13 protein-coding genes and 1 tRNA gene are annotated in these 14,054 nt (G+C 68.5%); 6 read left to right on the forward strand and 8 right to left on the reverse strand.

The genetic code is table 11. The features are described 5' to 3' along the window. The first annotated feature begins 56 nt into the window (after positions 1–56). Positions 57–2,018 (forward strand): acyl-CoA dehydrogenase family protein, encoded by a 1,962-nt coding sequence (locus tag ACXYX3_RS16370; RefSeq protein WP_241205898.1) that lies wholly within the window; start codon positions 57–59, stop codon positions 2,016–2,018. A 1-nt stretch (position 2,019) separates the two neighbouring features. Here the strand turns inward: ACXYX3_RS16370 and ACXYX3_RS16375 are convergent, their stop codons facing one another. After that, positions 2,020–2,484: an LppP/LprE family lipoprotein gene (locus ACXYX3_RS16375; protein WP_458608232.1), complete on the reverse strand. Its 465-nt coding sequence runs from the start codon at positions 2,482–2,484 to the stop codon at positions 2,020–2,022. A 9-nt stretch (positions 2,485–2,493) separates the two neighbouring features. Continuing rightward, a complete protein-coding gene (locus ACXYX3_RS16380; protein WP_458608233.1) occupies positions 2,494–3,114 on the reverse strand; it encodes a dihydrofolate reductase family protein in 621 nt (206 codons plus the stop codon). Between the two features lie 108 nt (positions 3,115–3,222). Between ACXYX3_RS16380 and mbp1 the strand changes: the two genes are divergently transcribed. Further along, positions 3,223–3,465, forward strand: a complete 243-nt coding sequence (gene mbp1, locus ACXYX3_RS16385; protein ID WP_458608234.1) for a microaggregate-binding protein 1 — start codon at positions 3,223–3,225, stop codon at positions 3,463–3,465. 101 nt (positions 3,466–3,566) lie between these two features. On the opposite strand, the gene ACXYX3_RS16390 is transcribed toward mbp1, so the two are convergent. Beyond that, a tRNA-Asn gene (locus tag ACXYX3_RS16390) sits at positions 3,567–3,639 on the reverse strand. A gap of 177 nt (positions 3,640–3,816) precedes the next feature. On the opposite strand from ACXYX3_RS16390, the gene ACXYX3_RS16395 reads away from it, so the two are divergent. Next, a complete protein-coding gene (locus ACXYX3_RS16395; protein WP_241206261.1) occupies positions 3,817–4,080 on the forward strand; it encodes a hypothetical protein in 264 nt (87 codons plus the stop codon). On the opposite strand, the gene ACXYX3_RS16400 is transcribed toward ACXYX3_RS16395, so the two are convergent. The 3 genes from ACXYX3_RS16400 to ACXYX3_RS16410 all read right to left on the reverse strand — a co-directional run bounded on the left by ACXYX3_RS16400 (position 4,077) and on the right by ACXYX3_RS16410 (position 7,656). Then, positions 4,077–4,349: a DUF7155 family protein gene (locus ACXYX3_RS16400; RefSeq protein WP_241206260.1), complete on the reverse strand. Its 273-nt coding sequence runs from the start codon at positions 4,347–4,349 to the stop codon at positions 4,077–4,079. The genes ACXYX3_RS16395 and ACXYX3_RS16400 overlap by 4 nt on opposite strands. A 75-nt stretch (positions 4,350–4,424) precedes the next feature. Next, a complete protein-coding gene (dnaG, locus tag ACXYX3_RS16405) occupies positions 4,425–6,383 on the reverse strand; it encodes a DNA primase (protein WP_458608235.1) in 1,959 nt (652 codons plus the stop codon). Positions 6,384–6,387: 4 nt separating this feature from the next. Then, positions 6,388–7,656 (reverse strand): deoxyguanosinetriphosphate triphosphohydrolase, encoded by a 1,269-nt coding sequence (locus tag ACXYX3_RS16410; RefSeq protein WP_458608236.1) that lies wholly within the window; start codon positions 7,654–7,656, stop codon positions 6,388–6,390. Between the two features lie 42 nt (positions 7,657–7,698). On the opposite strand from ACXYX3_RS16410, the gene ACXYX3_RS16415 reads away from it, so the two are divergent. Beyond that, entirely contained in the window at positions 7,699–9,711 is a 2,013-nt protein-coding gene (locus ACXYX3_RS16415; protein WP_458608237.1) for a TPM domain-containing protein, read from the forward strand. Between the two features lie 84 nt (positions 9,712–9,795). Here the strand turns inward: ACXYX3_RS16415 and ACXYX3_RS16420 are convergent, their stop codons facing one another. Then, entirely contained in the window at positions 9,796–11,211 is a 1,416-nt protein-coding gene (locus tag ACXYX3_RS16420; protein ID WP_458608238.1) for a glycine--tRNA ligase, read from the reverse strand. Between the two features lie 108 nt (positions 11,212–11,319). Between ACXYX3_RS16420 and ACXYX3_RS16425 the strand changes: the two genes are divergently transcribed. Together ACXYX3_RS16425 and ACXYX3_RS16430 are read left to right on the forward strand one after the other, a co-directional pair. Further along, the gene (locus ACXYX3_RS16425) at positions 11,320–11,637 is read left to right on the forward strand and encodes an ArsR/SmtB family transcription factor (RefSeq protein WP_374238395.1); all 318 of its coding nucleotides are present in this window, start codon (positions 11,320–11,322) and stop codon (positions 11,635–11,637) included. Further along, complete coding sequence (locus ACXYX3_RS16430) at positions 11,634–12,032, forward strand: Fur family transcriptional regulator (RefSeq protein WP_458608239.1); 399 nt, start codon at positions 11,634–11,636, stop codon at positions 12,030–12,032. Before ACXYX3_RS16425 ends, ACXYX3_RS16430 begins: the two co-directional genes overlap by 4 nt. Here the strand turns inward: ACXYX3_RS16430 and ACXYX3_RS16435 are convergent. Then, the gene (locus ACXYX3_RS16435) at positions 12,029–13,969 is read right to left on the reverse strand and encodes a hypothetical protein (protein WP_458608240.1); all 1,941 of its coding nucleotides are present in this window, start codon (positions 13,967–13,969) and stop codon (positions 12,029–12,031) included. The genes ACXYX3_RS16430 and ACXYX3_RS16435 overlap by 4 nt on opposite strands. Positions 13,970–14,054 lie beyond the last annotated feature (85 nt).

Here is a 14,054-nt window from a genome sequence, read left to right on the forward strand (position 1 = left end):
GGACGGGTTTGTGACATCACAGTTTGCGCGGCGGTTTCGAGGGCTACCGTCGAGATATGACCACCACTGCGGAGCATCTACGGAACTGCCTCGACGGCCGCTGGCGAGACACCAAGAACGCGTTGCGTAAAGAACTCAGCAACGACATCTTCCGACCGCACTACACCCCGAACACGGTCATCGCGCGTACCAAGGTAGCCGAGCAGATGCGGATCATGGCCTCGCGCGGAGCCGCCGAGGACGGTTTCAAGAAAGAGCACGGAGGCAACGGCGACGTCGGAGCCGCCGTCACGCAGATCGAGATGCTCGCGATGAGCGATCTGTCGCTGATGGTCAAGGCGGGTGTGCAGTGGGGCCTGTTCGGCGGCGCGATCGAGAACCTCGGCACCGAACGCCACCACGAGGCCTACGTCAAGAAGCTCATCGACCTCGAGGTGCTCGGCTGCTTCGCGATGACCGAGACCGGCCACGGCAGCGACGTGCAGTCGCTGGAGACGACGGCCACCTACGACCCGGCCACCGAAGAGTTCGTCATCGACTCCCCCACCCCGTCCTCGCGCAAGGACTACATCGGCGGCGCAGCCGAGACGGCGCGATTCGCAACGGTTTTCGCTCAGCTGATCACCCCGGACGGCGAGGGCCACGGCGTGCACTGCTTCGTCGTGCCCATTCGCGACGAGGCCGGCAACGACCTGCCCGGCGTCACCACCTCGGACTGTCACTACAAGGGTGGCCTGCCCGGCGTGGACAACGGCCGCATCCAGTTCGACAACGTGCGCGTCCCGCGCGAGAACCTGCTCAACAAGTACGCCGACGTCGCCGCGGACGGGACCTACAGCTCCCCGATCGAGAACCCGAACCGCCGTTTCTTCACGATGCTCGGCACGCTGATCCGCGGCCGCGTGACCGTCGGCGGCAGCGCCGGCGCGGCCGCTCGCGTCGCGCTGGACATCGCGACGCGCTACGCGCTGCAACGGCGTCAGTTCTCCGACCCCGATGGCGGCGAGGTGCTGCTGATGGACTACCTGGTCCACCAGCGCCGGCTGTTCCCGTTGATCGCCCGCTCGTATGCGCTGCAGTTCGCGCAGAACGAGCTGGTGGCCAAGTGCCACGAGCTTCAGACCGCCGACGACCCGGATCCCGAGGAACAGCGCGAACTGGAATCCCGGGCCGCAGGCCTCAAGGCCGCCAACACCTGGCACGCCACCCGCGCCATCCAGGAGGCGCGGGAAGCGTGCGGCGGCGCCGGCTATCTCGCCGAGAACCGGCTGATCGCGCTCAAGGCCGACACCGACGTGTTCACCACCTTCGAGGGTGACAACCATGTGCTGTTCCAGCTCGTGGCCAAGGAGCTGCTGACCGCCTACGCCGACGACATCAAGGGGATGAGCCCGGTCGAATGGGTGGGCTTCGCGGCCCGGTTCGCCGGCGAGCGGGTGCTCAAACGCACTGCGGCGCAGACGATCATGCAGACAGTCCTGGATTCGCGGCAGGACAACGAGGAAGAGGGCAGCCTCTTCAACCGCGGCACGCAGGCCAAGATGCTCGAAGACCGCGAGGAGTACATGACCGCGTCGGTGGCGCGGCGGCTGCAGAGCAAGTCCAAGGAGATGAGCGCCTTCGAGGCCTTCAACTCGGTGCAGGACCATGTGCTCCACGTCGCGCAATCCCACATCGACCGCATCGTGTTCGAGGCGTTCGTCGCCGGTATCGACTCCTGCCACGACCGGACCGCGCGCGAGATCCTGGGCCTGGTGTGCGATCTGTACGCGCTGACGGTGATCGAAGAGGACAAGTCGTGGTTCGTCGAGCACCGCTTCCTGTCCACCGAACGCGCGAAGGCGGTGACCCGCGCGATCAACGATCGCTGCAAGCGCCTGCGTCCCTACGCGGAACTCCTGGTCGACGGCTTCGGTATCCCCGAGCAGTTGCGCTACGCCGAGATGCTGCACCCGGAGCACATTCCGGATGCCGACGAGCACACCCGACAGGACGCCACCAGCGCGGGCGTGATCTGACTCAGGGCCCCGGTATCGGGTCGAGGATCGTCAACCTGCCGTCTTCGAGGGTGACGCGCGCCGATCCCACTCCGGTGGGGCAGCACGCCGCGTCGGCGCCCTGACGCCATTGATACTGCACGCGGGCGTCGTGATCGCCCTGCGCGGTGACGGTGATGTAGGGCCGCGGTTCCGGTGTCGGCGAACCGACGCCTTTGTCGCCGTCGAAGAACAGCACCTGCTGGGGGCTGTCGGAGGCGGCGCCGGAGCTCACCACCACCCAGTTCAACCGACAGTCGGCGGCGTGCCCGCGCGCGCTCTCGGTCCACGACGCCTGCGGCAACATCGAGATCTCGGTGGCCACCGACTGCGCGCTGGGCCCTGGCCCGCACGCCTGAGTGCTCGTCGGCGCCGGGCCGGGCGGGCTCCATCCGCATGCGGCCGTCAGCACGGCAGTCATCGCGACGACGGCAGACGAGATACGCATGCCGTCACGTTATCGGTCGACCTCGTAGCGCAGCAGGACCGTGCCGCCGGGGAACGTGCGATTGTCCACCAGTCGCAGCGAGATCCAGGACGGCAGCGGCGGGAAGAACGGCGTGCCGCCACCGACCGCCGTCGGGGCCAACACGATCCGGAACTCGTCGACCAGCCCGGCCTGTACGACCGGTGCGGCCAGCGTCGCACCGGCGATCTCGAGAGGACCGTCGGTCTCGGCTTTCAACCGCCGGACCACCTCGACCGGATCCCCGCGCTCCAGGCGGGCGTTCCCGTCGACCGACCGCAGAGTGCGGGAGAACACGACCTTGGGCATCGCCCGCCAGACGCGCGCGTAGTCGACGATGATCGGCGGCGCGTCCGGGTCATCGTCGGCCGTGGTCCAGTAGGGGGACATCAGCTCATAGAGGCGCCGCCCGTAGAACGCCAGCGCGGTCTGCCGCTCGAAATCATTCCAATACTGGTGCAGTTCGTCGCTCGGCGCACTCCAGTCGATCGACCCGTTCGCGTCCGCGATGTAGCCGTCGACGGAGACGTTGAAGCCGTAGATCAATTTCCCCATGGACGTCAGACTGCCCCGCGGCGCCGCACTCATCGCGGCGACCCGCTCGACGCCCATGTCGGGGACGAGTGTGACGCCGCACACAACTGCTAGCTGGTTGCTTGCAATAGCTAGCACGGGGGTATCAGTACCGGCACAGGTACGAAGCGACAAGGAGACAACGACATGGCCGACAACAACAGTGGACCGCTCGCCGCGGTGAACAGCCTCATCAACGGTGCGGTGGGCATCGTCAAGCAGGTCCTCGGAATCGTGTTGAACCGCGACAGCCTCCAGGAGGAGGGCAAGGCGCAACAGGACAAGGCCGAGGCCCAGAAGGACGTCGCGAAGAAAGAGGCCGAAGCCGAAGCAGCCCGCGCCGAGGCGAAGTCTCAGGAGACGCGCGAGAAGGCAGCCCGCAACAGCTGAGGGCACGAACACCGAGGGCCACACCCGTACCGGGTGTGGCCCTCGGTCTACGTTCTGGGCGCAGACCGCGATCACGGTGTGCGACGTGCGGGAAATCTGAGCTCCCCCGGCTGGACTCGAACCAGCAACCCTTCGGTTAACAGCCGAATGCTCTGCCAATTGAGCTACAGGGGATTGCCCTCCCGCAGACTGTGCGCCGCGGGCCAGAGAGCACTCTAGCCTATGGCGGGACGCGGTTGCCAATGCGTTGCCGGCCGGGCGCGCAGCCCCCTACGTGAGGCAGGATGGACGCCAGATGGGTGACGCGGGATCGGGTTGCGTCGCCCCGCGAGAACGCTGTGGAGGACTTCTGTGATCGGGTATGTCGCCGTTGCGGCCGTCGGCTACGTGTTGGGCACCAAGGCCGGACGGCAGCGGTACGAACAGCTCGCCGGCACCTACCGCGCCGTCACCGGCAGCCCGGCCGCGCGCGCGGTGATCGATGCGGGACGACGAAAGATCGCCGAACGGGTGTCACCCGATCCGGCGATGGTGGACGTCACGCCGATAGACCCCGGCACCGAGGTGTACGGGCCGGGGCAGGTCGAGCGACGCGCGGCAGGCGAGAAGCGCTAGCCGAAGTTGGAGTTGAACGACGTGCCGGGCAGCAGCGGCCCGGTGGTGATCCCACCGTTGCCGAACGCGACGCCCGGGGTGCCGACCAGCGCGGGGGTGCCGTTCGAGTAACCCAGGCAGTGTCCGTCTTCGAGGTTGCCGAACCACGCCAGGCACTTCGGGCCCGCCTGCGCGGTGGCATCGGGGCTGCTCAGGGAGGCGTACAACGGAACGGCGACAGCCGCCGCGGCGACCGCACCGACGACGACCCGGGCTGCGTGAGCCCGCATGATGTGCAGCATCGACAACTCGCCTTCTCCCCGACCGCAGACAACAGCAGACACACCATAACCCGGCGGGCCGGTTCATGCAGTCAGGTCGTCGCCACTTGCCTGTTCGAGCAGGCTGCGCCGGTAGGCCTCCATCGCGACCAGGTCACCGAACAGCGCGTGATACTCGTCGCCCTGTTCCACCGGTGACATCCGCTGCAGCTTCGACTTCACCTCGGCGATCTGGCGGCCGATCCAGACTTCCTGCAGGCGGGCCAGCACGCCGCCGATGTAACGGGGCAACCGCTCGTCGTCGGCGTTGATCGCCTCCACGCTGAGCTCATTGACCAGGCTCGCGGTGGCCGGGCTGGCGGCGTGTTCGCGGACCGCCTCGATCCATTGCGCGCCGGTCAGCCCACCGGCGGTGCCGCCCGCTGCCTCGATCGCGGCCCGCACCGCCGCGTACCCGGGGTGGGTGAAGCTCTCCGCGGCCAGCGAGTCGAACACCGGTCCGGCCAGCGCCGGATACTGCAAACCGCTCTTCAGCGCCTCGCGCTGCGGCCACAGCGTGGGGTCGGCGGGGTTGGGCCGGACGGCGCCGTCGGCCGGACGCGGCCGGCTCGCCGGTGCCTGATCGGCCCGTGTCTCGGTTTTGGCCGCCCCGCGGCGGCGTGACCGGTCGGGCATTCCCCGCTTGGCGGCTTCCTCCCGCACCCGGGTGAGGACCTGCGCTTCGTCACGCCAGCCCGTCCAGCCCGCCAGCCGTCGCGCGTACTCGTCCCGCAGTGCGTAGTCCCGGATCCGGGCGACCAATGGCACGCATCGACGCAACGCGTCGACCTGCGCCTGCGGATCGTTGTCGAGCACGTCGCCTGCCGGGATCAGGCTGCGGATCGCGAACTCGTACATCGGGATCCGCCGCGCGACCAGGTCACGCAGCGCGGTGTCACCGGATTTCAGCCGCAGATCGCAGGGGTCCATCCCATCGGAAGCCACTGCGACGAACGACTTTCCGGAGACCTGCTGGTCCCCGTCGAACGCCTTCAGCGCGGCAGCCTGCCCCGCCGCGTCGCCGTCGAACACGAAGATCAGCTCGCCGCGGTACCAGTTGTCGTCCATCATCAGCCGGCGCAACAGCCCCAGGTGGCCGTCGCCGAAGGCCGTGCCGCACGACGCGACCGCGGTGGTCTCTCCGGCCAGGTGCATGGCCATCACGTCGGTGTAACCCTCGACCACCACGGCGCGGTGGGATTTCGCGATGTCCCGCTTGGCGAGATCGAGCCCGAACAGCACCGCCGACTTCTTGTAGAGAACGGTCTCGGGGGTGTTGACGTACTTGGCTTCCATCGGGTCGTCGTCGAAGATCCTGCGCGCTCCGAAGCCGATCACCTCGCCACCGCTGGCGCGGATGGGCCAGAGCAGCCGGCGGTGGAACCGGTCCATCGGGCCGCGGCGCCCTTCGCGCGACAGGCCGGCGGCCTCGAGTTCTTTGAACTCGAAGCCCTTACGCAGCAGATGCTTGGTCAGCGTGTCCCACCCCGACGGGGCGAACCCGCACCCGAACCGAGCGGCAGCCTCGGCGTCGAAATTGCGGTCGATCAGGTACTGCCGGGCCGGCGCGGCTTCCGGGCTCTGCAGCGCCTCGGCGTAGAACTCCTGCGCGGCCGCGTTGGCGGCCAGCAGCCTGCTGCGGCTACCCCGGTCGCGCTGCACGTTGGTGGTCGACGCGCCGGTGTAGGTGACGGTGTAGCCGACCTTGTCCGCGAGCAGCTCGACGGCCTCGACGAAGCTGACGTGCTCGATCTTCTGCAGGAACGCATAGACGTCACCGCCCTCGCCGCAGCCGAAGCAGTGGAAATGGCCGTGGTTGGGGCGCACGTGGAACGACGGGGATTTCTCGTCGTGGAAGGGGCACAGCCCCTTGAGGGAGTCCGCGCCCGCGCGGCGCAGCTGGACGTAATCGCCGACGACGTCGTCGATGCTGACCCGCTCCCGGATGGCGGCGATGTCGCGATCGGGGATCCTGCCCCGTCCCCGCGTCCCGTCGCCCGCCACGCGGTCAGTCTAGAGGGCGCGGGGTGCGGGCTTCGTGCACTCGTTCCAACCGTCCCTCGGTGTAGGAGGCGATCTGGTCGACCACCACCCGCAGCCGCGCACCGTCGTCGTCGGCGGCGTCGAACTCGGCGGCGAACTGCGGGTCCAGGCTGCCGGGAGCCTGCCCCCACAGCGCCAGCGCGACCTCCTGGATCAGGATGCGCTGATCGGATTGGATCTGCAGATGACGGTGGTCGGACATGATGAACTGCAGGGCAAGAGTCTTCAGCAGCACCACCTCGGCGCGCACGAGGACGGGCACCTCGAGGTCTGCGGAGAAGCGCCGCAGCGGGCCAGGACCCGCGGCCGCCGTAGTGGCCGTGACGGCGGCATTCGCGAACCGGCCGACCAGCTCACTGGTCAAGGTCTTGAGCGCCACCGACGCGCCCAGCGTGCCGTCGAACTTGCCGACCGCCGCCACCACCGGGACCCGGGAGAGACGCTCGGCCGCGGCCATCAAGTCGTCCGGGGTCAGCGTCGGGAAGGACCCCGCCCCGATGTGCGCCAGCGCGGCGGCGGCAGCGGGGTCGGCCAACACCCGCAGGTCGATGCGGCCGCTCATCACGCCGTCCTCGACGTCGTGCACCGAATACGCGACATCGTCGGCCCAGTCCATCACCTGAGCCTCCAGGCAGGGCCGTTCGAACGGTGCGCCCTCGCGCACCCAGTCGGCGGCGGCCATGTCGTCTGCGTAGAAGCCGAACTTGCGGCGCTCCCCGACCCGGGGCCACGGATACTTGGTGACTGCGTCGAGGGCGGCGCGCGTCAGGTTCAAACCCGCGCTACGCCCCTGTGCATCAAGGACTTTGGGCTCCAGCCGGGTCAGGATGCGGAAGTTCTGCGCGTTGCCCTCGAAGCCGCCGAACGTCTTGGTGATCTCGTCGAGGGCGCGCTCGCCGTTGTGCCCGTAGGGCGGATGGCCGATGTCGTGGGCCAATCCGGCCAGGTCGACCAGGTCGGGGTCACAGCCCAGTTCGATCGCCATACCGCGGCCGATCTGTGCGACCTCCAGGGAATGTGTCAGCCGGGTGCGCGGCGTCTCACCCTCGCGGGGACCGACCACCTGGGTCTTGTCGGCCAGCCGGCGCAGCGCAGCACAGTGCAGGACGCGGGCACGGTCTCGGGCGAAGTCCGAGCGATGCTCGGCGTCGGTCCCGGGCAGCGCGGCGCTCTTCGCGTGCTCGGCCACCCGCCGTTCCCGGTCCGCGGCGTCGTAGCTGTCTGTTCGGTTCACCGGGGCACAGTCTGCCAGCCTCGCGAGCACTAGATTGAGGGCATGCGCATTGCTCGATCGCTCGGCCTGCTCGCCGTCCTGTGGATCGCAGCCGGTCTGCTGGCGCCGGCGGCGACCGCCACCGCACCGCTGCGCCTGCCGACGTATCTGACCGATCAGGCCGGCGCCCTCGATCCGGCGGGCACCGCGCAAGTGCAGAACGCGATCGACAAGCTCTACGACGAACGACGAATCCGGCTCTGGGTCGTCTATGTCGACACCTTCTCGGGCCAGGACGGGCAGAGCTGGGCACAGGCCACGTCCCGGCGCAGCGATCTGGACCTGAGCGGTGAGGACGCCATTCTCGCGGTCGCCACCGTCGATCGCGCGTACGCGCTGCTCGCACCGACCGAGGCGATCGGCAGCGTGGACATCGACACGGTGCGCCGCGACGACGTGGAACCGCTTCTGCGTGACGGGGACTGGGCCGGCGCCGCGGTGGCCGCGGCGAACGGGCTCGCCGCCACGAGCACGTCCAGTGGCAGCTGGCTGGGCCTGGTGATCGCGCTGGGGGTGATCGTGCTGGCGCTCGTGGGGTTGGTGCTCTGGCAGCGCAGGCGACGGGCGAAGCGCCGCGACGCCGAGATCGCGGCGGCGCAGCGCGTCGATCCGGCCGACCCGGCCGCGCTCGCCGGTGTGTCGCTGGAGGCGCTCGACGACCTGTCGCGCCGCATCGTGGTCGAGGTCGACAACGCGGTGCGGACCAGCGAGAGCGAATTGACCCTCGCCGTCGAGGAATTCGGCGAGCAGGACACCGCCGCGTTCACAGCCGCGGTGACGGCAGCCAAGACCACCCTGGCGCAGGCGCTCAACGTACGCCACATCCTGGACGACGCGATCCCCGAGACGCCCCAGCAGCGTCGCGATCTGCTGACGCGCGTCGTCGTCGCCGCTGCCAGAGCCGACCGGGAACTCGAGGCGCAGCGCGAGGCCTTCGCCCGGCTGCGCGACCTGGTGATCAACGCGCCCACCCGGCTCGATGCGCTCACTCAGCAGGTGGTCGACCTGACCGCGCGCATCGATCCGGCGAACCAGACGCTGACCCGCCTCAAAACGCAATTCGCCGAGACCGCACTGGTTTCGGTGGCCGACAACATCGACGAGGCACGCCAGCGGCTGACGTTCGCCGAACAGAACATCGACACCGCGCGCGCGCTGGTGGCCCGGCCCGCGGACCGGCAGGGCGGGCTCGTCGACGCGATCCACGCCGCTGAGGCCGCGCTGGGCCAGGCCCGGACTCTGCTCGACGCGGTGGACAGTGCGGACACCGACATCAACCGGGCGGTGGCGGGGCTGCCCGCGGCGATCGCCGACGCGCAGAACGGCATCACGGCCGCGGGAACCCAGCTGGCGCAGGGCAATATCGCCGTGGCAACGCAGCTGTCCGCGGCCCGCGACGCGGCGGTCTCGGCGGTGGCACACGCCCAGAGCGAGGGGGCCGGTGATCCGCTGGGTACATTCACCCGGCTGACGCAGGCCGACGCCGAACTCGACCGGTTGCTCGCCGATGTGGCCGAGGAACGGGAGACCACGGCACGGCTGACTCGGACCTACGATCAGGCGCTGTTCACCGCGCAGTCGCGGGTGCGGGGGGTGTCGGACTACATCGACACCCGACGCGGAGTCGTCGGCCCTGAAGCCCGCACGCGGTTGTCGGAGGCGGTGCGTCAACTACAGGCGGCGCAGGACAAGCGTCCGAGCAATCTGACCGAGGCGATCGCGCACGCCAACGGCGCGGGGATGCTGGCCGCGCAGGCACAGCAGTTGGCCAACAACGACGTGCTGGCCGCGCAGCGGCATTTCAACGGGCCCTATGGCGGCGGGGGCGGCGGCCAGATGGGTGCCGTGATCGGCGGCATCATCCTGGGCAACGTGCTCTCCGGTGCGATGCGCGGCGGCTTCGGCGGCGGTTTCGGCGGGGGTGGTTTCGGCGGAGGTTTCGGCGGGGGTGGTTTCGGCGGTGGCGGTTTCGGCGGTGGCGGGGGCGGCATAAGCGGCGGCGGCGGCCGCTTCTAGAGTCACCCCCCTGCGTGAGAAGACGCGAACTCGCGCGTGTCGCGCGGCATGTCGCGCGATTTCACGTCTGCTCGCCGGAGGAACTCAGCAGCCTTTGAGGCGGACGGCCAGGTAGTCCGACACCTCGGCGAGCGCCACGCGCTCCTGCGTCATCGCGTCGCGCTCGCGGATCGTCACGGCGTGGTCGTCGAGTGAATCGAAGTCGACGGTCACGCAGTACGGGGTGCCGATCTCGTCCTGACGCCGGTAGCGGCGACCGATGGCACCGGCATCGTCGAACTCGACGTTCCACGAACGGCGCAACTCGGCGGCCAGATCGCGCGCCTTCGGCGAGAGGTCCGCGTGCCTCGACAGCGGCAGCACCGCGACCTTGACCGGCGCCAGCCGCGGGTCGAGCCGCAGCACCGTGCGCTTGTCGACCCCGCCCTTGGCGTTGGGAGCCTCGTCCTCGGTGTAGGCGTCGACGAGGAACGCCATCAGCGAACGAGTCAGGCCGGCTGCCGGCTCGATGACGTACGGCGTGTACCGGGTGTCACTGGCCTGATCATAGAACGTCAAGTCAGCCCCGGAATGCTGTGCGTGCGTGGACAAGTCGAAGTCGGTGCGATTCGCCACGCCCTCCAGCTCGCCCCACGGGTTGCCCGAGAACCCGAACTTGTACTCGATGTCGGTGGTGCCGGCGCTGTAGTGCGACAGCTTCTCGAGCGGGTGCTCGTACAGGCGCAGATTCTCCCTCCGGATACCGAGGTCGATGTACCACTGCAGACGGGTCTCGATCCAATACTTGTGCCACTCGGGCGCGGTCGACGGCTCGACGAAGAACTCCATCTCCATCTGCTCGAATTCGCGGGTCCGGAAGATGAAGTTGCCCGGGGTGATCTCGTTACGAAAGCTCTTGCCGATCTGGCCGATACCGAACGGCGGCTTCTTGCGAGCGGTCGTGACGACGTTGGCGAAATTGACGAAGATGCCCTGCGCGGTCTCCGGGCGCAGATAATGCAGACCCTCCTCGGACTCGATCGGGCCGAGGTAGGTCTTGAGCATCATGTTGAAGTCGCGCGGCTCGGTCCACTGTCCCTTGGTCCCGCAATCGGGGCAGACGATCTCGCTCATCGGCACGTCGTCGGGCGAGCCGCCCTTCTTCGCCGCGTACGCCTCCTGGAGATGGTCCTGCCGGTGCCGCTTGTGGCAGTTCATGCATTCGACCAGCGGGTCGTTGAACACCTCGACGTGGCCGGACGCCACCCACACCTGGCGGGGCAGGATGATCGCGGAGTCCAGCCCCACGACATCGTCACGGCCCGTGACGACCGACTTCCACCACTGCCGTTTGATGTTCTCCTTCAGCTCGACGCCGAGCGGACCGTAGTCCCACGCCGACTTGGTTCCGCCATAGATCTCACCGGACTGGAAGACCAGACCGCGCCGCTTGGCCAGGTTTGCAACAGTGTCGATGATCGAAGTCGGAGCCACGGGTTCACAGCGTAGCGAGGCCGGCATCCCTGGCTGCGCGACGGATCCCGATTGACATGCGCAGCCGCGCATGTATCGTGAGGGCTAATGAAAACGGTTTCCAGTATCGGTGACGAGCAGCATGAGCACAACGCCATGCCGCCCTGCGATCTGCCGTCCCGGCCAGTCCTCGACACCGCCGGGGATCTGCTGCGGGCGTTGGCCGCGCCGGTGCGCATCGCGATCGTGTTGCAGCTGCGCGAACATCCGCGTTGCGTGCACGAGCTGGTCGACGCGCTCGACGTGCCGCAGCCCCTGGTGAGCCAGCACCTGCGCATCCTCAAGGCGGCCGGCGTCGTCGCCGGCGAGCGATCCGGCCGGGAAGTGCTCTACCGCCTGGTCGACGATCATCTCGCCGAGATCGTCGTCGCCGCCGTCACACACGCGGCCGAGGACCCGGGGCCGGCACAGTGACCGGAGCCGTCCGCTCCACCCGACAGCGCGCGGCGCTGGCGGCACTGCTGGAGAACCTCGACGACTTCCGGTCGGCCCAGGAGCTGCACGACGAGCTGCGCAAGCGGGGTGAGGGCGTCGGCCTCACCACGGTCTATCGCACGCTGCAGCAGATGGCCGCCGCCGGCGCGGTCGACATGCTCCGCACCGACACCGGCGAATCGGTCTACCGATTGTGCTCGCGGCACCACCACCATCATCTGGTGTGCCGGCAGTGCGGCTCCACCGTGGAGATCTCCGGCGGCGAGGTCGAGACGTGGGCGGCCGACATCGCGCGCACGCACGGCTTCTCCGACGTCACCCACACGATCGAGATCTTCGGAGTGTGCGACCGCTGCCGGGTGGCCGGCAGCTAGCCGCTGCGCCGCCGGACCCCGATCCGGTACGCCGCCACCGCGATCACCAGCACCGCGACCGCGCCGCCCGCCAACCACCAGATCGGCGGACGTTGAGTCTGCGCGGCCGGATCGGTCTCCGGCCCGGTCGACACCGGACCGAACACGCTCAGCGACGCGCGATCGGGCACCAATTGAGGGTCGCGCCCCTCGAAAGACACCACGACGTTGCCGCGCAGAACCGACCAGCCCCGCGGGTTGTCCTGCAGCCAGCGCAGCAGGTCGTCGAGTCGTTCGGGCGCACCGTTGGACGTCGCGACCAGCAGCGTCCGCTGCCCGTCGAGGACCGTCTGCAATGACCCGAATCGCGCCGCGGGGTCGAGGGTGAGCGTGACCTGTTGTTCGTCACCTCGATCGTCGCCGTCCACTCCGGTGAGAGTGAGCTGGCGATCCTTGCTGGACAACGGCAACGCTATCGACGAGTCGGTCCAGCCGTCGGGCTCGACCAGGATCGCCGACTGCTTACTGTCGATGGCCTGCTGCAACGGCATCACCTCGGTGCGCAGCGGAACCGCGCTGAGGCGCTGCAGACCGAGCACGATCTTGGCAGCCCGATCGGTGTCGGCGAAGTCGCCGGGATCGATACCGACCTTCAGCTCGGGCATCAACGCCTGTGGCAGCGAACCGAACCCGCTCGGTATCGGAGGTCGGGCGGGTGTGCTCTGAACGACCGTCCTGCCGTCGACCGTCAGGTCGATCGCCCGGAATTCCCGGCAGCCCCCGGTGTTTCCGCTGGTGTCGATGCCGATCACGACGTTCGTGTAGCGCGCGATCAGCCGGTCGGGAACGTCGACCCAGTGGTCGATCCCACCGTCGCCGGCCGCAGACCAGGAATCGATGATCTCGCCTTCAACCGACGCCGTCATCCGCGCGCCGATGTCGGCGGGCACCGGGGTGTGCGAACCGAGAACGTGGATGCGATACCCCTGCGTCGGACGGCCGAAGCGGGTCTGGTCCAACGCGATACTCACCTGCGGTGCCACCCCGATGTTGCTCAGATCCGGAGAACCCAGCTGTGTCAGCGTCGTGGAGTCGCCCACCACCGGCGTGTCCTGGCCGAGCTCGCCGGCCACCACGGTGCCTGCCTCCGCCAGGGGCAGGGACGGATCGGTCAGCAAGCGGGCCTGTGCGCTCAGCGCCGTCGGCGCACCCGAGATGAGGAGTTGCCGAGTATCACTGCCGACGAGCGAAAGTCCGTCCGGGCCGCCCTCGTCGATCAGGATGCGACGCTCGAACGGCTGTTCCGGGCCGTCGATGCTCCTCGCCCCGTCGGCCAACGGGACGAAAACAATCTGCGGTGATTGCGAGCGGTACTTCGCCTGTAGATCGGCCGCGACTCGGATCGCCGCATCGGACTCCGATTGTGTTGGTGCCGCTGGTATTCCGATCGTCAGGAGGCGCAACACGGGAGGAAGGAAGTCGGCCACGACAGTGGGAGTGATTTCGGTGCCCTCGAACGCGACCGAGCTGTTGATCAGACCGATCGGGTTTTCCTGATCGAGGCAGTAGCCGGCCGGCGCGAGCGCGGTCAGCTTGAGGGTGATCGTCATCGAATCGTCGACCACCGCGGCGCCGGCGAGTGGGACGACGACGGGCGCCAGATCATCGATGGGTACGCCGACCTTGCTGATCACCTGATCGTTCTGGGTCGCGGTCAGCGTGCCCGAGATGATCGAGAAGGGAAGGTTCACAACGGTGTTGAGCGCGGTCGGGCGCAACCCGCGCGGCACCGGAAAGGTGAGCGTGGTCGAACTCGTGTCGCCGTAGAACGACAGGGTCGATTGGTCACCGACATCGGCGAGAGCGACCGTCGTGGTCGCCACCGCGCCATCGGCCGGCTGCGCGAGCACCGGCGGTGCCAGCCCTACCGTCATCGCCGATGTCGCGAGTACGGCCACGATCCGCGAGGCGATCCGGACGCGCGCTCCTGGAGTGCTCAGCAGTCCCCCTCGGCCGTAGTCAACGTCGCTCGACGCGTGTGTC

The organism is Mycobacterium sp. Panama NTM2 (assembly GCF_054355555.1).

What these genes read in the sequence shown, in the direction of transcription:
- ACXYX3_RS16370 (WP_241205898.1), top strand. Translation starts at nt 57, where the DNA reads ATGACCACCACTGCGGAGCATCTACGGAACTGCCTCGACGGCCGCTGG.
- ACXYX3_RS16375 (WP_458608232.1), bottom strand. Translation starts at nt 2,484, where the DNA reads ATGCGTATCTCGTCTGCCGTCGTCGCGATGACTGCCGTGCTGACGGCC.
- ACXYX3_RS16380 (WP_458608233.1), bottom strand. Translation starts at nt 3,114, where the DNA reads ATGGGCGTCGAGCGGGTCGCCGCGATGAGTGCGGCGCCGCGGGGCAGT.
- mbp1 (WP_458608234.1), top strand. Translation starts at nt 3,223, where the DNA reads ATGGCCGACAACAACAGTGGACCGCTCGCCGCGGTGAACAGCCTCATC.
- ACXYX3_RS16400 (WP_241206260.1), bottom strand. Translation starts at nt 4,349, where the DNA reads ATGCGGGCTCACGCAGCCCGGGTCGTCGTCGGTGCGGTCGCCGCGGCG.
- ACXYX3_RS16415 (WP_458608237.1), top strand. Translation starts at nt 7,699, where the DNA reads ATGCGCATTGCTCGATCGCTCGGCCTGCTCGCCGTCCTGTGGATCGCA.
- ACXYX3_RS16420 (WP_458608238.1), bottom strand. Translation starts at nt 11,211, where the DNA reads ATGCCGGCCTCGCTACGCTGTGAACCCGTGGCTCCGACTTCGATCATC.
- ACXYX3_RS16425 (WP_374238395.1), top strand. Translation starts at nt 11,320, where the DNA reads ATGCCGCCCTGCGATCTGCCGTCCCGGCCAGTCCTCGACACCGCCGGG.